Source organism: Phytohabitans sp. LZ39, from assembly GCF_059359075.1.
In genome coordinates this window covers 137,762-155,534 of sequence record NZ_JCADBM010000016.1, presented here as the reverse complement: position 1 = coordinate 155,534, position 17,773 = coordinate 137,762, and the positions used below count along the sequence as shown (strand labels likewise).

The following is a 17,773-nucleotide window of genomic DNA, read 5'->3' as shown; positions in this document are numbered from 1 at the left end:
TCAGCAACGGAATCTCAGGGCTTGCGGCACTCGTCGAGGAGTTGGATGGCCGCGGCGGACCAGGTGTGGGCCTGGGCCAGGCGGGTGCGTAGGCGGGCGGCGTCGGCAAAGGCAGCCTCCCGGTCGCGCAGGACGCCGGCGATGGCCTTGCTCCAGGCGGTTGCGTCGGTCTCCAGGTTGCCGGTGACCGGGACGACGACGCGCGCCCTCGCCTCTTCGTCGAGCGTCTCCTCCAGGAGCTTGCCCAAGCCGCTCTCCTCGCTGATCAGCGCCGGCGTACCGGCCTGGATCGCCTCGACGCCCACCAGGCCGAAGCCCTCGGCCCGGGACGGCACCAGGACCAGGCTGGCCGCACGCAGATCGATGCCCAGGTCCTCGTGGTCAGTGGAATAGGACCGGACGATCGGCCGCCGGGCGAGCGGGTTGTTGGCCCAGGCCACCAGCTTCTCCACGAGCTCCGCGGACGTATTGTCGGGCGCGCCGCGGACCTTGAGCTCGAGTTTTTCGGCCCGCGGGCCCCGGTCCGCGGCCGCTAGGGCGACCGCCCGCGCGGCGATGTCGAGGCCCTTCAGAATGGCATCCTCCGCGCGGCCGAACAGCAGGATCGACCATGGCCCGCCGGGCGGCGGCGTCCGGGCGACGGCAACGTCGGCCACGTCGAATCCGGGATCCATTCGGCTGACCGAGGTGACCCCGAGGGCGGAGAAATCACGTACGTAACGGTCGTAGAGCCGAGGCCCGACAGCGACGACCCGGTGCGCGTCGCGCCCCAGGTTCCATTCCTCCCTGGTCCGCTCTTCGGCTCGCACGGCGGTGTCGTCCTTGCGGTCAGTCTTCAACCATTCGATCTCGTCGGGCGCCATGTGGATGAAGTGCACGCGACGGGCGTCTGGGAAGTGGTCGCGCAGGTTCTCCGCAGCGCGGCCGGTCACCCGGCCGTGACCGATGATGATGTCCGGCTCGGCGCCGGGCGGAAGCTCCGGTCGCCGGGAAAGGATGTCGGAGACCGAGCCGCCGTGCATCTTGAGCGGTCGGACGAGCGTCACGTTCGCGTCCGCGGCTTCCTGGCGCTCGGTCTCCGATGCCTTCGGGGCAGTGCAGAAGACCCGCGCGCCGGCCTGGGCCAGGGCGGTGCACAGCTGGCGGTTGAATGTGCTGAGGCCGCCGTGCACCGATCGCCATTCCGTGGCGACCGCGAGGACGACCGGTCCCTGCTCGGGCGCTGCTGAACTTTCTCCCATGCGGGTCTCCTCGGCGTGGCGGTGCTGAGGTAAGACGGGTCCGCCGTACTGGGGGCGGTGGACGTTCGAGGGCAGGCCCGTGATCGACGGCGGCAGGATCGGGAAGTGCAGCGAGGGATTGAACTCACCCTGAGTCGCGATCCGGCGATCCCACAGGCTCAGCAGGCTGTCCCGGATCTCGTCCGGCTTGGCTGGCGGATCGTCGAGGTACCGGGCCAGTTCGCGGCGCGCCTCGCGCGGGCGGCCAGCCATCAGTTCGATCATGGCGGCCAGCCAGTCCTTTCCTTCGACCGGCATCCGGCGTCTCGACTTGTCCTCCTTGCGGGCGTCGGCCAGTGCCATCCGCGCCCTGGCCGGTTCGCCGACGGCCAGGCAGCCGATCGCCTCGCACATCGACAGGTGCACCAACGGCCGTACGGCACGGGCCTCGCGCGCCCGCTCGATGCTCTCCGCCCAGCGGCTCTGATGCTGTAGCAGGAGGACGTCCGCGAGCAGGGCCTGGGGCTGGAGCTCGCGGCGCGTGTGCAGCCAGTCCCGGGTCTCCCGCAAGAGCGCCGGATCGGTTTCGCCCGTGGCGTAGAACAACGCGTGCTGGGCCAGGCGGGGTCGTTCGTCCGAGAGCCCCTGGCAGCCCTTGCGCAGCTCGGCCACGGCCTCGGCAACCCGGCCGTCGTGGGCGAGCGCGGCGCCCAGTTCGACGTAGATCCTGGCCTTCCGCGTCATGACGTGGGGGAGCGCTTCCCGGCTCGCCGCGGCTGCGGCCGCGAAGCCATCGAGCTGACGGACCAGCTGGATCCAGTGCAACCACGGGTAGGGCTCGGCCTGTCCGACCGTGGCACGTTTCGCGTACGTGAGCGCGCGGCGCCGATCGTCCGGGCCACCACGCGCCCAGAGCAGATGCGATAGGTGGTAGCTCAGCGGGGGCGCGTCGACGTCGGTCAGGTACGCGCCGAGCAGCGCGATCCGTCCATCCCGGTCCACGGCCTGCTCGGGGAGGTCCCGAACCCATTCGTAGCGCGCAAGGTAGAGGCGGACTCGGGCCGAGATGTCGTCGCCGAACTCGTCGGCCTGTGCCTTGTCCAGATGGCGCTCGGCGTCGTCGAGGGCGGTGGCCAGCCGGGTTTCGCTGACCTGGCCGAGGTCGCGGGTCAGCAGCGGGCGGGCGTACCACTCGCCGGCCCGCCGGTGGGCGGCGCGCCACGCGGTTTCGTCGCCGTGCCTCCGGACCGTATTGAGCTCGCGGACCACCGGATGCACCCGGACCAAGATCTGCGCGGATGCCGAGCCCTGCCGGACCGGGCGGGTCTCCAGCAGGTAGCGGTCCACAAGTTCCCGGACGATCCGGCCGGTGTCGCCGAGCCGCCCGATCATCGCGGTGCGCAGGCCGTCGTCGGCCCACTTGTCGAGCACGGAGAGGTCGTTGAGCGCGCTCAACGCAGGTTCGGAGAGACCCTCGGCCGCCTTCCGTACCAGGTCGATCTCTATGGCGTTGATGAGTGCGGGGTCGGGGGCGATTCCGGGGTCCGGCCCGAGCAGTTGGTCCAAGGCGTTCTTGCCGAGCAGTCTTGCGAGCAGCCGGAGGATGCGCGGGTTGGCCCCGAGCCGCTCGACCGTCCGTTCCCGCTGGTCCACCGGGAACCAGTCGTCCGGGTCGACGTCGGAGTCGAGGTTGGCGAGAACGATGTTGATCGCGTCTGTGGTGGGCGGCGCGGGCAGCTTGGCCACATGGAACTGCCCGGTCCACCGTGGATCGATCTCGCGGTTGGACAGCAGCCACAGGGCGCCCGCGGGTGCTCGCGACACCAGCTTGCCGAGTTCGTCGGCGAACGGGGACACGGGCCGGCCCGCCGGGTCGAGCAGCCGCTGGAACTCGTCGATCACGACCAGCACGTCGCGACGCAGCAGCACCCGAAGCTCGGTGAACAGGCCGCGCTGCGCACCGAACTCCATTTCGGCCTGCTCCATCTCGGACCGAAGATCATCGAGCAAGGCGGCCTCGGCGTCGATGGGGCTGTCTTCGCCACGAGGCTGTGCGTCGACGAGAACACAGGAAAGACCCTGCTTCCTGGCCCGCTCGATCAGCGGCGACACGATTCCTGTCGACTTCCCGATGCCGGGCAGGCCGGTGATGATGGCGCCACGGCGCAGTCCCGATCGCCACGAGTCCCACAACGCGGCCGCGATGGCCTGACGTTCCTGCCCGTCCAGACCGGGAACGGATCGCTCGTGATCGCCTGCCATGCCACCTCGCTCACACCGATGCCGCAGCGGCGGCGGGAGTCGATGAACTCAAGGTTACTGATTGGACCGCCAAACTCGCCGAGCCTACCGTCAACCGCACCCCGGCCCAGCCCTGGACCGGCGGGCAGTCGGGCGTCGCCCGGCCGATAAGCCACCAAGTCGACCGAACGGGTGTACGATGTGGGTATCCCGGAATCGACGACATCCCACCGCTGAGGTGCCCGCCACGCCGGCCCACCCCGAGGGGGACGTCATGTCCAACGACCTACGTCGTGTTCGAAGCGGTTCCGATGACCCGGCCACCGCGGCGTCGCGGGGAGTTCCGGAGACGACACCGCCGATGACAACCGCCAACCGGGTGCCTCGTACCCGCACCAGCGCCGCCTGGTTTGGTATCTGTGCCGCCGCGTTGCTTTTCGTGGTGCTGATCGTGTTCATGTTGCAGAACACCCGCAGCGTGCGGGTCGACTTCCTGTGGATGGACGGCAGCCTGCCGCTGGCGTTGGCGCTGCTGATGGCGGCCGTGGGCGCCGCGCTGCTGACCATGGTGGTCGGGGCCGCCCGGATCACCCAGCTACGCCGCCGCCTGTCCCGCCAGCGCCACTGACCGGACCCGGCACGTCTCGGGGCATCTCCAGACCACCGCACCGTCAACCAGCCGCCGACCGCCGGATCCCGATCCGACGGCGGGCGAGGAGTCGACCATGGCCGCCACATCTGCCGCCGCACGCATGACCACCACCTCGTTGACACCGCCATCGACCCCACGCCTGCGGATGGAACCCACCGGCGCACGCCGCACCCTTCTGGACGGCGCCTGGTGGCCCCGCTCCACCGACCCCGTCGCCGAGCTGCCCGGCCTGGTCCTGGCGATCGACAAGCTCCGCGGACCGGTCACGCGACTGGTCCTGGCCGCCGCCGGCTGGGACAGCCATCCCCGCCGCCTCGGCCTAGCCGGCCGTGTCCTGCGGCTGGGCTACTTCAGCAGCCAACCGGTCAGCCTGTTGACCGCGATCTGCGGCAACGACCGGATCGACCTGCTCGTCGTCCCACCCAACACCGCCGAAGGCACCGCCGACGCGGCCATGGTCTTGGCCGCCGCCACCACCAACCTCGTTCACGCCCAACACATCCTCCTGGCCGTCAGCACCCCCACCACACGCCCGATCGACGGCACCGCCGAGGACGCCTGGGAGGCCGAAGGCGGACGCACCGGTCCCACCCCAACCCGGGCGATGTAGGACCCGCATCAGCCCGGTTCGGCTGCTGCTACGCATGCCGCCATACGGCGACGACGGCGGCAGCGACGTACGTCGACCGGGCTCAGATCGTCAAGGTGCTGCCGTCCAGAGGGCTACACCACAGAGCCGGCTGGCCTACCGGCTGGGCCCAGTCCCCGCCCGCTCACCACACAATCGTTGAGGCACGCTGGGCTGGAGGAACAAATGTCCATGACCACATTTTCGCCGGTGACCGCATTGGCGCAGCTACACATCGACACCACCTATCCTTCGGCGGTCACGGCCCGCGTCGCCGTGGTCGGCGAGGTCGACCTGGCAACCACGCCGATGCTGCGCGAGCGGCTACTGCGCCTGTTGCGCGACCGGAGTCCGGACCTGCTCGACGTCGACCTGGCCGGGGTAACCTTCCTGGACTGCACCGGCCTTGCCGCACTTGTCGCGGTGCGCGACGCCGCCATCCAAGCCGGACACCAGATGCGAGTCAGCCACCCGCAACCCATCGTCCGTCGAGTGTTGGAGGTCACCGGGCTGCTCGCCGTGTTCACGGCCGCGACGACCGTTTCCGGTGCCGCGGGATCCGGACACTCGGCAGCCAGATGACCGGCCACGAGATCCTCGCCTTGGTCGTCAGGACCGCCCGCCTCCCGTAGGCGGCAGATCCAGGGCCGGGTCAGGGGTTGACGAGTCCGGGGATGCCAGTCGGATCCGTGACGATCATGCGCGCGACGTCGCCGATGCGGCGGTTGTGGGCTCGGGAGTAGGCCCGGATGAGGGTGAACGCCTCGTCGATGCTTACCGCGCGGGCTTGGGCAATGGCGCCTTTGGCTTGTTCGATGATGATCCGGCTGTTGAGCGCGCCTTGCAGTTGCTCGGTGAGTAGCTCGCTGCGGCGGATGGCGCGTTCTTGGAGCAGGCCGATCGCGGCGATGTCGGCCAGGGCCTGCACGATGGGCACGTCGGCGTCGCCGAGGCTGGGGCCGGGTTCGCGGCCGAAGACGTTGAGCGCGCCGATCACCTGGTTGCGTAGCCGTAGCGGGAAGGCGTGGACCGAGCGGAAACCAGCCGCGGTCGCGCGGGGCGCGAAGCGCGGCCACCTGCTGGTCGCGTCGGCCAGGTCGGCGTTGACCACGGGTGTCGCGGTGTGGAACGCGTCCAGGCACGGGCCTTCCCTGTTTTGTACCTGGAAGAGCTCCAGGAGCTTGGTGTTCTCATCGGAGGCGGCTAGGAACTCCAGTTGGCCGCGCTGGTCGGCCAGCAGCAGCCCGACCGCGGCGGCCTCGACGAGGGTGGCGGTGCGGTCGGTGAGCATGTGCAGGAAGTCGATGAGGTCGAACTCGTCGACCAGGGTGTCGGCGACCTCGACGAAGACCCGGGCGAGCCGTTCAGCGGAAACGGTGGTCATGACTGCCTCACAGCCCTTTCCAAAATCTGGGTGGATGCTTCGCTCATGGCTGGTCTCGGTCGAACCGTAGCCGGCGGGCGACCACATCTCGCGCCACCTCGGCCAGTGGGCGGCCCTCGGCGAAGGCGTAGGCCCGCAGCCGCGCCATCGCCTCGGCGAGGGGAACACCGAGCTGGACCATGACCATGCCCTGAGCCTGGAACAGCTCTGCCCGGCCTTCCATCGCCTCGGCCAGCCCGTCGGCGGTCGCGCCCGGGCCCGCACGCTCTTGCCCATCCAGCAGCGTGCCCACCGCGACATCCGCGAAGACCAGCGCCTGCCCCAGCTCCTTGCCGGTCAACGGTCCGGGCCGAGTCCGGAACAGGTCCAGGACGCCCAAGCGGCTCGCGCCCACCTGCAACGGGAACGCGAACACCGCACGGACTCCGCTGTCGTGGACGGTGGGCGTGTAGACCGGCCACCGGTGCACCGCCCCGTCCGCCAGGTCGGGTATCAGGACCGGGCGGCGGGCTTGGAAGGCGTCGATGCAGGGCCCTTCACCCAACACGAACTGCACCTCCTCGAGCCGCTCGGTCGCCGGATCGGAGGCGGTGGCCAGGCGCCGCACCCCGTCCTCGGCCATCAGGCTCACACCCGCTCCCGACACTCCCAGCGCCTGGGTGGCCACCGCGCACAGCCGTTGCAGGAAACCAGCCATGCCGGTCCCGGCGTTCAGGCCGGCCGGCTGCCGCGCGATGAGCGCTTTGATACGGGCGGCATAGTCATCCATCCGCTGTCACCGGCTCGCCCAGCGCACGGTCCGCGACCTCGTGCCACGTCGATGCCGCACCAGACCGCTGGTCATCTTCACGGCTGCACCTTTCCGCAGGTCAGGCACTACCAGGGACCAGAGCAGCCACGGGTCGACATTCCCGCTCGACCCTACCGCGACAAGGCGGGCCCCGTCGCGGCCGGAACGCCCGTTTCCCCACACGGCAAGCCCATGAACCCGGCGTCCTCCCAGTGGGCCCGCGGCAGGAACACGCTTGCCGGTGGACCGTACGAACGGGGGCTAAACGTCGCCGCCGACAAAAGCGGCCGGTCGGGACGTCAGCAAGGCCAGCGTGTTCACCAAATCCAGCACCTCGCGGACGAATGCCCGCGGCTGGGTAACGATCAGGATCTGCCCGCGGCGGCGTGCGTCGAGGCAGGCGCCCACGAGTTCGCCGATACCCGCACAATCCAAGAAGGTGACCTCGCGAAGGTCCACTTCGGTGATCGTCGGGGAAGCGGCGACGACGGCGTGCAGGACGTCGTGCAGTTCCTGTTGGACGGACATGTCGATCTCGCCGGACAGCAAGACTTGAATCCCATGGGGCGTCTTACGCATCTGATGGGAAAGGATCACGACGCACCTGCTCTCGGACCTCAATCGGAGCGGCAGCCAACCCGCTCCTAGACCGCCAGCGCCGAGGTCCGGGGCGATGGTCCATCACTGGGGAGTCTAGCCGCGGTCGCGGCGGATCGCAGCCGGCGCGTCATCCGGCGAGGTGAGCGGCGGACCGGTTGGTTCGCGCTCGTCCGGCCTCTTGAAGGCGTTCGGCTTCCGCCTGGTCGTCGTCGGTTGGTTCGGTGCCCGGTGGAGTGTGGTCCGGGGTGGGTTCGCCCGTGGGGTGCGCGACCAGGTATCGCACGGCGGTGTTGCCGACCGCGAGCAGCGGGACGGCGACCAGGGCGCCGACGATGCCGGCGGTGACCACGCCGATGGCGATGGCGAGGATGACGGCGAGGGGATGCAGGGCGACGGCGCGCCCCATGATGAGCGGTTGCAGGATGTGGCCTTCGAGTTGTTGGACGCCGATGACGATGGCGAGCAGGATCAGGGCGCTGACCGGCCCCTGGGTGACCAGGGCGACGAGGACCGCGACCGCGCCGGACAGGGTGGCGCCGATGACCGGGATGAACGCGGTCAGGAAGACCAGGGCGGCCAGCGGCAGCGCGAGCGGGATCCGCAGGACGGCCAAGCCGATGCCGATGCCGACCGCGTCGACGAAAGCGACCAGGACGGTGGCGTGCACATAGGACACCAGGGTGTGCCAGGAGTAGTGGCCGGCGCGGGCCATCGGCAGGCGGGCGGGACGGGGCAGTAGGCGGCAGACGAACCGCCAGATGCGGTCGCCGTCGCGCAGGAAGAAGAACAGGGTGAACAGAACCAGGAAGAATCCGGCGACCACCTCGCCGACGGTGGTGGCGGTACTCAACGCACCGGAGGTCAGCATGCCCTGGTTGTCGGAGAGCCGCTGCTGGAGGCTGTCGATGCTGTCGCTGATCTGCGTCTGTGAGATGTGCAGCGGGCCGCGGGCCAACCAGCTCTGAACCTCGTCCACGCCTTCCCGAACCTGGGTGGACAGGTCGTCGAACTGGGAGACGAAAGTCTGCACGATCAGGCCGAGACCGCCGAGGACGACCAGTAGCCCGGCGACCAGGACGAGCGCGGCCGCGACCGACCGGTTCATCCCGCGCCGGCGCAGTGCGGCGACCACGGGCTGGAACAGGGCCGCGAGCAGTAGCGCCACGGCGACCGGGATGACGACGAGGCGGAGCATGCCGACCAGCCGCAGCAGCACGTAGCCGGCGGCGACGAAAAGGATCAGCCGCCACGCCCAAGCCCCCGCGACTCGTACACCTGGGGGCAGGCCGTCGTCGACGGTCGGCGCTGGCCGCACCATCATCACGTGGTCCGGCCCGGAGCCGGTGACGCCGTCGGCGTCGGCGTCGGCGTCGAAGGGTGGCGGGCCGGCGCTCTGCGCGGCGGCCAGTCGGGCCCGGGCCCGCTCACGCACCGAACGTGTCCACCTCATCGCGGAACCATCCATCCTTGTCCGTGTCATTGCCCTGTGCCAGGTGATCGTCCGACGGCGTCGAGGTGGCGTAGTCCCTGCGCGTACGAGGCGATCAGGCTTGTCTCCATGTAGGACACCCGATGGGTCGCGCAGAACCGCCGGACGATGTGCTGGGCCTTGGGCAGGTTGGCTCGAGGCATCGACGGAAACAGGTGGTGCTCGATCTGATAGTTGAGGCCGCCCAGGACGTTGTCGGTCAGCCAGTGACCGCGCACGTTGCGGGAGGTGAGGACTTGGCGGCGCAGGAAGTCGGCTTCCTGCGCCGCGGTGAGCTCAGGCATGCCCTTGTGGTTGGGGGCGAAGGAGCAACCCAGGTACAGGCCGAACAGGGCCTGGTGAACGGCGATGAAGGCCAGGGCCTTGCCAGGTGGCAGGACCAGGAAGACGAGCGCGAGGTAGCCGGTGAGGTGCATGCTCACCAGCAGCAGTTCGCGTAGGTGCGCGCGTGTGCGGTCTGCCAGCAGGTACCGGACGCTGGCTACCCGCAGGTTGAGTGCCTCCAGCATCAACAGTGGGAAGAATCCCCAGGCCTGGTAGCGGTAGAAGAGGCGGGCGACACGACCGCTGGCCTGTGCCTGTCCGGCGAAGAACACGAGGGCGCCGGCGCCGACGTCCGGGTCCTTGTCCTCGTGGTTGGGGTGGGCGTGGTGGCGGTTGTGTTTGTCGACCCACCAGCGGTAGCTGAAGCCGACGCCGAGGTTGGCGAGTAGGACACCGAGGATGTGGTTCGCGCGCCGGGACGTGTAGATCTGGCGGTGGCCGGCGTCGTGGCCCAGGAAACCGAGCTGGGTGGAGACCACCGCCCAGTACGGTGCCAGCGCGAGCTGCCACCACGAGTCGCCGATCAGCAGGAGCGCGGCCACCGCGACGACGCCCATGGCCGCGGCGGCTGACAGCCGGCGGGCGTATGAGCCGGGACGCCGCTCCAGCAAGCCGGCGTCCTTGACCTGGCGGGAGAGCTCGGCGTAGTCGCTACCTCGCGGCGGCGCCGCGGACCTGGCGACAGGCGTGACGGTAGGGGCTTGCGTCGACTGCATCCGGGCTCCAGCGATACGTGGCAAATGTGGGGTTGCCTCGCCGGGGTCCGGAGCGAAGATTGATGAAATACCCAGCCCGTGCCGCATCTAACATGCGAGCCGTCATCCGGTCGGGGTATCGGTGAATTCCAGACGCTTGGTAAACCACACGGTGGTGCCGTGCTCGAGGTCGCTGGTCACGATGACCTGATCGGTCAGCAAGTCGATCAGGTACAGGCCGCGTCCGGACGCGGCAGTCGGTTGGGGTCGAGGGGCCTGTGCGTCGTAGACGAAGCCGGCTCCTTGGTCGACCACCTCGACGTCGCATCGGCCGTCCGTGACGTTCACTCTCACGACGTAGGCGTCGGTGCCGTCGGCGTGCGCGACGACGTTGCCGCAGGCCTCGCTGACCACGATGGCGAACTGCTCACGGCAGGCCCGCGTCACCTCCAGGGCCGACAGGGCGGCGCTGACGACGGTGCGGGCCATCCGAAGGCTCTCGACCTCACGGGGCAGGCACAATGTGATGCTCACTGGCATACCTGCCTCGGACAACGGTATCGCCTCGCCCTCAGCGGTTGCGCCGAATGTTGCGCCTCACCCCACACACTGCCCACACGACGCGGTCCCAACCGTCGCTCGCCGCGGCGTACGGTTCGCGTAGCCCTCGCCGAGGGTTTGTTCAGGCCGTTGTAGCAGGCTTTGCGAGGCGGTGGCCGCGCTCGGCGGCCGCGTCGGCGTCCTCGGCCAGGTCCGGGTGGTCGGCCGGTTGCGGCACACACATCCAGAGCGCCTTCGGCTGTACCTGTACGTCCAGCAGCCGGCCGATCTGGATGAGGTCGCCGTCGAGCTGGCGGGGCTGTGCCCGATCGCTGGCAATCTCCACGCGGGTCCCGCGGAACACCTCCATGGAGGGCACCCGTTCCTTGCGCCGCAGGACCGCCCAGCCCAGCGCCAGCCAGTGCCGCAGGAGGCGCGGTGTCAGGATCGCGACGTCCAGCAGTCCGTCGTCCGGGCGTGCCTGGGTCAGCAGGCGTACGCCCCCCTGTAGTCGTCCGACGTTGGCCACGAGCACCGTCTGTGCCTTGCGCCGGATCGGCTCGCCGCCGTCGATGCGGACGGTGACGTTCATCCGGCGGTCCCTGATGTGTCGTAGGGCTCCAACTACGTACGCTGGCCATCCGAAGCGTGCCTTCGCGGTGTCCGAGGTCCCATCGAGCATGCGGGCGTCGAAGCCCATGCCGGCCATCACGGTGAAGTGCTGCCCGTCGACCTCGCCCACGTCCAGCCGGCGCAGGCCGCCTTCCAAGGCCACCTCGAGCCCGGCGGCCACGTCGGTGGAGAGGCCGAGGTTCGCGGCCAAGAGGTTGCCGGTACCCGCCGGCAGGACCGCCATCGCGGTGTCCGTGCCCACGAGCGCGGAGACCGCCGAGAGGATGGTGCCGTCTCCGCCGGCGACGAAAACGATCTCCGCGCCAGCTGCGACCGCGGCCGCGGTCTGGCTGCGTCCGGGCTCCTCCGGAGTGGTCTGGTACCACCGCGGTGCCGGCCAACCGGCCGCGGTCAGCGTGCCGTCCACGCTCGCGCGGAAATCGTCGAGGTCGTCAACCTTGACGGGGTTGACGACCACGGCTGACCGGACCGGCCGGGCCGCGGATCTCTGCGCGACGTCCATCAGCTCGGCCGCGCTATCAGGTCTGGTGTCCGGTCGCTCGGCCGGGCGCCATGCACAGCGCCGGGAAGCAGCCGTCTGGTGAGGGTTCGCGGCAGGCGGCCGGATGTTGGCGACGCGACCGGATGGCTCATGAGGGTGGTAATCGGGTCTCCTGAGGTGTGAAAGCGGGACCGCGCTGGCGCGGGCGGGGGCAACAATTGATTGTTTGACATGTATACCCGTCAAATCTCCGGGCAAACGAAGCCGACGGATGCGGCGAGGTGACGGCGGGCACGTCGCCCGGCGGGTTGCCGTGATGGCTGTGGTTATCCCAGGTGAGGCGGGCCACGAATTGGCCGGTTTGGTTTGCCGGGTCATGCGGTGGGCATCCACTTCGCATCCCCTGCGGTGGCCCGCGAGAAACAGGCGACGCGTGAGATGGCCCCGTCGACTTTCGGCCACCGCCAGGACGACCACCAAGGTACGGCCGAAACGGGTCGTGTCCCATTTCGATTTATTGGCACGAGGAGTGCAACATGAACGAACGCAATACGGTTGTCCGTACCCTGCACGACATGGGCGCGGCGATTTGGTTGGGCGGTTCCTTGATGGGAGCCGTCGGTCTCAACGGTGCGTCCAAGGACGTGCGCGACTCCCGCGACCGGGTCCGGGTGGCCTCGGCGGGGTGGGCCCGGTGGGCTCCGGTTTCCGCGGCGGCGGTCGGCGCCCACGTGGTCGGCGGTCTCGGTCTGTTGTTAGCCAATCGTGGCCGGGTTCGCGGCCAGTCGGGCGTCACCGCGAATACGGCGATCAAGACGGCCCTGACCGTGGTCGCGATCGGCACCACCGTCTACAGCGGTGTACTCGGTGCGAAGCTGGCCAAGGCCGGCAAGGTGGAGGCCGAGAGCGGCGCTGTGGCGTCGCAGGAAACGCCGGACGACATCGCCACCGCGCAGCAGCAGTTGCGGGGTTTGCAGTGGGCCACGCCCGTGCTGACCGCCGCCATCGTCGCGTTGGGATCGCAGCAGGGTGAGCAGCAACGCCCCGGGCAGATGCTCGGCGGCTTCACCGCCAAGGTCGCCCGGCTCGCCGGTCGCTGATCAATATCGGTTGGCGTATGGGCGGGGCAGCGGCCGGCGGGGGCCGGCCGCCGCCTCACCACCTCCGCCTCCACCCTTGTCCTACTCCGCCGTCTCCGCCGCTTCTCGACGACGAGCATCTCGGTGGTCGGAAACAGAGCGGCGATCGACGCGGCGTTTTGTAGCGCGCAGCGGGTGACCTTGGGCGGGCTCGACGATGCCCGCCTTCGAACATATCCACGTACTCACCGGTGGCGGCGTTGCGGCCGCGGCCCGGCGGAAGGGCCTCGACCTTCTCGGCCACCACGCCGCCTTCGAGGCCGGCGTTGACGACGATCTGCCGCAGCGGCGCGGTGAGCGCGACTCGCACGATGTTGGCTCCGGTGGCCTCGTCCCCGGTCAGGTCGAGCTTGTCGAAAGCGGTCGCCGCGGCGTTGGCCAGCGCCACCCCGCCACCGGGCAGCAGGCCTTCCTCGACGGCGGCTTGGCGTTACGCACGGCGTCCGAATGCTGCTGGCCACCGTCAGCGCCTGGCAACGGGCCGTAGAGCGTTTACTCGTGCGTGTGGTGCCCCCGGCAGGATTCGAACCTGCGCTCCCGCCTCCGGAGGGCGGTGCTCTATCCCCTGAGCTACGGGGGCTCAGCGACCCACGAAGACTAGCAGGTGCGGGCGTGCCGGACCGAACCGACACCGCCGGGCCCTAGCGGGCCCGCTCACAGCTCGGCAGAGCGTGCAGCACCACGCCGTCCGGGACCCGGCGGGGCCATTCCGCGCATGACCACGAGCCGTCCGCGACGACGTGGGTCAGGCGGCCGGAGGTCGGCAGGAGGCGGGTCAGGAAGTCGCGTGGTAGCTCGGGTTCGGTGGTGACCATGAAGCGGACCCAGCCGCGGGTGGAGATGGCCGCGACGACCTCGGTCGCCGGGGTTACGCCGTGCAGGCGGGTCTTGCCGGCCCAGTAGACCTCGGCGCGCTGCTGCTGCGCGGCGCGGCTGATGGCGGGGTAGACCTCGGCCTGCCAGCGGACCACTGACTCGGCGCACAGGGGGCAGGCGCGGTCTACCGGTTCGCGGGTGGTCAGGCCCCAGGCGCGGAGGTACCGGGCGGCAGCGGCCGGGCTGAGCGGGATGTTGTGGAGGCGTTCGACGAGGGCGGCCACGGACTGGCGGCTCCACAGGGGACCGGTCAGGTTGAGTTGGTCGGGGAAGCGGTCGCGCATGGTTTCGATCAGGGCGATCTCCTGGTCGCGGGTGAGTACGCCGTGGCGGCGTCGGGCGGCCACCGCGCCGTCGCCGCCGGCTCGGTAGCGGCGGCACCAGTGTGCGGCTTGGCGGCGGGCGTCACTGAGTGAGCCGCGGCGCCCATCCACGGCCGGGCCGACGTCGACAGCAGCATCCGAGGAGGGCGTGGAGCTGCTGACCGGGGCAGGGCCTGGCGAGGTCGCGGGGATACCGGAGGTCGGCAGCGGCCGGCGCGGCGCCACCGGCCTGACGCCACCGGCGTCGGGACCGCCGCCTGCCGACACGGCGCCGCCGGCGGGGAGAGAGCTGGCGGGAGCGCGGAACGCTACCGGCGTCCCCGGCGTGGGTCTCGCGGCCGCGCCCGGCTGGGGGGCGGCGGGATGGGAGAACAGCAGTTCCAGGCCGGCGGCGGACGGCGGACGGCGACATGGCGAAGCAGCTACAACAACCCCCACGCCCGGACAACGACGGCAAAAGGGTCAGGTAGCGCTAGGTAGTCAGAAAACTACTGAATGCGACTGAGGATGCTCCGCATGTTGTCGATCTCGCCCTGCTGGGTGTTCTTCATGCGCTGGGCGGCCTCGGTGACCTGCTCGTTGCCGGACTGGTCGAGGATCGCGTCGACCATGTGGATGCCACCGAGGTGGTGCTTGATCATGAGGTTGAGGAAAAGGACGTCGAGCTCGTGGCCGCGCGCGGCCTCAAGCTGATCCACCTCCGCCTTGGTGGCCATGCCGGGCATCAGGCCGCCGTCGCGCATCAGCTTTTCGCCGTCGGGCATCCAAGCCATCGCGGGCTCGGAGCCCGTCGGGTCGAGATCCCACTGGCGGAGCCAGGTCTGCATGATGCCGATCTCGCCCTGCTGGCCCGTGGCGATGTCGACGCCCAGCTGCGTGACCGCGTCGTCCTGCCCGTACTTGAACGCGACCAGCGCCATCTGGATCGCCTGCGCGTGATGCGTGGTCATGTCGCGGGCGAACCCCGCCTCGGCAGAGCTGTCGCCGGGGCGGGTGAGGGTCGGCGTGAGCCAACCCGCCGCGTACCCGAGCAAGAGGCCGACCACGACGGAGAGCGCCAGCGCCGCCGTGCCGAAGCGCCGCCCGGCGGCCCCGCGTGAGGGGCCGTCGGGCGAGGTCGCCGCCTCTGGGGACGCGGCTGTGGCCACCACCGCTCAGCCGCCCTGCTGTTGCTGCTGCTGCGGGAGGTTGCGCGGCTCGCTGCCCGTGGCGGTGATGCCCTGGGCGCAGAGGGCGGTCGGGCCCTCGACGGAGGCGTTGACGCGCAGCGCCTTGATGAACTCGTCGATGCGGCCGTCGTTGGCGTTGTCGACCTTGAGCTGGTAGCCCCACGCCTGGATGGAGATCGGCTTGTCCAGGCCCGGGAACGGGCTCATCAGCAGCTTTTCCTTGCCGCGCACCTTCTCGGCGAGCTTGTCGACCTGGTCCTTGGGCAGGTCGGGGCGGTAGGTGATCCACACCGCGCCGTGCTCGAGGCTGTGCACCGCGTGCTCGCTGGCGATCTGGGCGTCGTAGACGTCGCCCATGCAGTTTTGCCAGTCGTTGTTGTGCTGGCCGCCGACCGGCGGGCTGACCGGGTACTGCACCTTGCCCTGCACGTGCTGGCCGCCCTGGGCCATCGCCGGGTCTTTCTCCCGGTAGTTGACGATGCCGTCGATGTCGGCGGCGCGGTCTTCCCAGGAGCGGGAGCCCTGGAACGCCGCGTACGCGCCGTAGCCCACGATGGCGACCGCGAGCAGGCCGACCGCGACGAAGAGCGCGATCGGGCCCCAGCTGCGGCCCTGGCTGACCTTGACCGGCGTGATCGGCTTGCGCGGGCCCTTGCCGCCGCCGCCCTTGCCCGCGCCGCCGGGCTTGCCGCCGCCGGCGCCACCACCCTTGCCACCCGAGGAGCCGGAGCCGCCCTTGCCGCCACCGGACGTCTTGCCCGATGAAGCAGAGCCAGCCGGCGCCTTCTTACCGGTGCTGACCACGGACGGACGGCGCTGGTCGCCGGCCGGGGTGCTTATGCTCATGGTGCCTCGTCTGGTCGGTCGGTCACGGGGGTGGCGGATCGAGCGCGGGCACAGGGTCGCCGCCGAGGGACCCACTGTACCCCCGCTAGCATTGCTCGGTGACTCCCGCCAAGCTCGCTGAGGCTGTCCTCGCCGCTGCCCACGCGCTCTTTTCCGAGCGTGGGCTCGATCCTGCCGCTCTGCCAGCATCGACCACTGTCGAGCGCCCGCGCAACCCCGAGCACGGCGACTACGCATCGACGATCGCGCTTCAGCTGGCGAAGAAGGTGGGGGTCCAGCCCCGTGACCTGGCGTCCGGCATCGCCGACCACCTGGGTCGGACACCCGGGGTCAAGTCGGTCGACATCGCCGGTCCGGGCTTCCTCAACATCAGTCTCGACACGGCCTCCGCGGGTCAGCTCGCCCGCGTCGTGGTGCAGACCGGCCAGGGGTACGGGCACAGCGACCGCCTCGCCGGCCAGAGGATCAACCTGGAGTTCGTCTCCGCCAACCCGACCGGGCCGGTGCACATCGGTGGCGCGCGGTGGGCGGCGCTCGGAGACGCGCTCGCCCGGCTGCTCCGCGCCACCGGTGCCGACGTCGGCACCGAGTACTACGTGAACGACGCCGGTGCCCAGATCGACCGCTTCGGCCGCTCGCTGTTCGCGGCGGCCGAGGGGCGGCCGGTGCCCGAGGACGGCTACGCGGGTGCGTACATCCAGGAGATCGCCGACGAGATCAAGAAGGAGCACCCGGACGCCGACGAGGCGACGTTCCGGGTCGAGGGCGTGGCGAAGATGCTGCGTGAGATCCGCGCGTCGCTGGCCGAGTTCGGCGTGCCGTTCGACCTCTTCTTCAGAGAGTCCCACCTGCACGAGAGCGGTGAGCTCGACACGGCACTGGCCCGGCTGCGTGACCAGGGCCACGTGTACGACGCGGACGGCGCGATCTGGCTGCGCACCACCGACTTCGGCGACGACAAGGACCGGGTGCTGCGCAAGTCGGACGGTGAGTGGACCTACTTCGCCGCCGACTGCGCCTACTACCTCGACAAGCGCGAGCGTGGCTTCGACCGGCTCGTCATGCTGCTCGGCGCCGACCACCACGGATACATCGGCCGGATGCGGGCGATGGCCGCGTGCTTCGGCGACGACCCGGAGCGCTCGCTGGAGATCCGCATCGGCCAGCTCGTCCACCTGGTCAAAGACGGCGAGCCGCTGCGGATGAGCAAGCGGGCCGGCACGGTCGTGACGATCGAAGACCTGGTGGAGTCGATCGGGGTGGACGCCGCGCGGTACGCGCTGGCTCGCTTCTCCTTCGACTCGCCGATCGACATCGACGTCGACCTGTGGACCCGCAGCACCCGCGACAACCCGGTCTACTACGTGCAGTACGTGGCCGCGCGTACCGCCAGCGTCGCCCGCAACGCGGCCGAGGTCGGGCTGACCCGCGGCGAGGCCGACGACTTCCGCCCCGAGCTGCTCGGCCACGAAAAGGAGCAGGACCTGCTCAAGGCGCTCGGCGACTACCCGGCGATCGTGGCCGCGGCGGCCGAGCTGCGCGAGCCGCACCGCGTGGCCCGCTACCTGGAGGAGCTGGCCGGCTCGTACCACCGGTTCTATGACAACTGCCGCATCCTCCCCATGGGTGACGAGCCGATCGGTGATCTGCACCGCGCGCGGCTGTGGCTCAACGACGCCACCCGTACCGTGATCGCCAACGGACTGGACCTGCTGGGCGTCTCGGCGCCGGAGAGGATGTAAG

16 protein-coding genes, 1 tRNA gene and 1 pseudogene are annotated in these 17,773 nt (G+C 70.0%); 5 read left to right on the top strand and 13 right to left on the bottom strand.

Annotated elements, in window-relative coordinates:
* Nucleotides 1-14 precede the first annotated feature (14 nt).
* Nucleotides 15-3,482: a glycosyltransferase gene (locus AC5L36_RS28425; RefSeq protein WP_441221700.1), complete on the bottom strand. Its 3,468-nt coding sequence runs from the start codon at nt 3,480-3,482 to the stop codon at nt 15-17.
* 340 nt (nt 3,483-3,822) lie between these two features.
* Here AC5L36_RS28425 and AC5L36_RS28420 point away from each other — a divergent pair, with 340 nt between their 5' ends.
* The 3 genes from AC5L36_RS28420 (at nt 3,823) to AC5L36_RS28410 (ending at nt 5,323) form a co-directional block, all read left to right on the top strand.
* Nucleotides 3,823-4,089, top strand: coding sequence for a lipopolysaccharide assembly protein LapA domain-containing protein (locus AC5L36_RS28420; protein WP_441221698.1), 267 nt, complete (start codon nt 3,823-3,825; stop codon nt 4,087-4,089).
* Nucleotides 4,090-4,186: 97 nt separating this feature from the next.
* Nucleotides 4,187-4,723: a DUF5994 family protein gene (locus AC5L36_RS28415; RefSeq protein WP_441221696.1), complete on the top strand. Its 537-nt coding sequence runs from the start codon at nt 4,187-4,189 to the stop codon at nt 4,721-4,723.
* A gap of 210 nt (nt 4,724-4,933) precedes the next feature.
* A complete protein-coding gene (locus tag AC5L36_RS28410) occupies nt 4,934-5,323 on the top strand; it encodes an STAS domain-containing protein (RefSeq protein WP_441221695.1) in 390 nt (129 codons plus the stop codon).
* A 70-nt stretch (nt 5,324-5,393) separates the two neighbouring features.
* On the opposite strand, the gene AC5L36_RS28405 is transcribed toward AC5L36_RS28410, so the two are convergent.
* The 7 genes from AC5L36_RS28405 to AC5L36_RS28375 form a co-directional block, all read right to left on the bottom strand.
* On the bottom strand, nt 5,394-6,125 hold the full coding sequence (locus AC5L36_RS28405) for an ANTAR domain-containing protein (protein WP_441221693.1): 732 nt from the start codon (nt 6,123-6,125) through the stop codon (nt 5,394-5,396).
* 43 nt (nt 6,126-6,168) lie between these two features.
* Nucleotides 6,169-6,894, bottom strand: coding sequence for a GAF and ANTAR domain-containing protein (locus AC5L36_RS28400; RefSeq protein ID WP_441221691.1), 726 nt, complete (start codon nt 6,892-6,894; stop codon nt 6,169-6,171).
* 282 nt (nt 6,895-7,176) lie between these two features.
* Nucleotides 7,177-7,512 carry an STAS domain-containing protein gene (locus AC5L36_RS28395; RefSeq protein WP_441221690.1) on the bottom strand — a complete coding sequence of 112 codons (336 nt, stop codon included), beginning with the start codon at nt 7,510-7,512 and terminating at the stop codon, nt 7,177-7,179.
* Nucleotides 7,513-7,642: 130 nt separating this feature from the next.
* The gene (locus tag AC5L36_RS28390) at nt 7,643-8,965 is read right to left on the bottom strand and encodes an AI-2E family transporter (RefSeq protein WP_441221688.1); all 1,323 of its coding nucleotides are present in this window, start codon (nt 8,963-8,965) and stop codon (nt 7,643-7,645) included.
* Nucleotides 8,966-8,991: 26 nt separating this feature from the next.
* Complete coding sequence (locus tag AC5L36_RS28385) at nt 8,992-10,044, bottom strand: fatty acid desaturase family protein (protein WP_441221686.1); 1,053 nt, start codon at nt 10,042-10,044, stop codon at nt 8,992-8,994.
* A gap of 102 nt (nt 10,045-10,146) precedes the next feature.
* Nucleotides 10,147-10,563, bottom strand: coding sequence for an ATP-binding protein (locus tag AC5L36_RS28380; RefSeq protein ID WP_441221684.1), 417 nt, complete (start codon nt 10,561-10,563; stop codon nt 10,147-10,149).
* 142 nt (nt 10,564-10,705) lie between these two features.
* Complete coding sequence (locus tag AC5L36_RS28375) at nt 10,706-11,698, bottom strand: diacylglycerol/lipid kinase family protein (RefSeq protein ID WP_441221682.1); 993 nt, start codon at nt 11,696-11,698, stop codon at nt 10,706-10,708.
* A 515-nt stretch (nt 11,699-12,213) separates the two neighbouring features.
* On the opposite strand from AC5L36_RS28375, the gene AC5L36_RS28370 reads away from it, so the two are divergent.
* Nucleotides 12,214-12,777 (top strand): hypothetical protein, encoded by a 564-nt coding sequence (locus AC5L36_RS28370; protein ID WP_441221890.1) that lies wholly within the window; start codon nt 12,214-12,216, stop codon nt 12,775-12,777.
* Nucleotides 12,778-12,878: 101 nt separating this feature from the next.
* Here the strand turns inward: AC5L36_RS28370 and AC5L36_RS28365 are convergent.
* The 5 genes and pseudogenes from AC5L36_RS28365 to AC5L36_RS28345 form a co-directional block, all read right to left on the bottom strand.
* Nucleotides 12,879-13,260: pseudogene (locus AC5L36_RS28365) on the bottom strand (TCP-1/cpn60 chaperonin family protein); the annotation flags it as partial.
* A gap of 61 nt (nt 13,261-13,321) precedes the next feature.
* A tRNA-Arg gene (locus tag AC5L36_RS28360) sits at nt 13,322-13,396 on the bottom strand.
* A gap of 61 nt (nt 13,397-13,457) precedes the next feature.
* Entirely contained in the window at nt 13,458-14,126 is a 669-nt protein-coding gene (locus AC5L36_RS28355; RefSeq protein ID WP_441221680.1) for a helix-turn-helix domain-containing protein, read from the bottom strand.
* A gap of 377 nt (nt 14,127-14,503) precedes the next feature.
* On the bottom strand, nt 14,504-15,166 hold the full coding sequence (locus AC5L36_RS28350; RefSeq protein WP_441221678.1) for a DUF305 domain-containing protein: 663 nt from the start codon (nt 15,164-15,166) through the stop codon (nt 14,504-14,506).
* Between the two features lie 3 nt (nt 15,167-15,169).
* Nucleotides 15,170-16,030 carry a thioredoxin-like domain-containing protein gene (locus AC5L36_RS28345; protein WP_441221676.1) on the bottom strand — a complete coding sequence of 287 codons (861 nt, stop codon included), beginning with the start codon at nt 16,028-16,030 and terminating at the stop codon, nt 15,170-15,172.
* A gap of 98 nt (nt 16,031-16,128) precedes the next feature.
* On the opposite strand from AC5L36_RS28345, the gene argS reads away from it, so the two are divergent.
* Nucleotides 16,129-17,772, top strand: a complete 1,644-nt coding sequence (argS, locus tag AC5L36_RS28340) for an arginine--tRNA ligase (protein ID WP_441221674.1) — start codon at nt 16,129-16,131, stop codon at nt 17,770-17,772.
* The last annotated feature ends 1 nt before the right edge of the window (nt 17,773 follow it).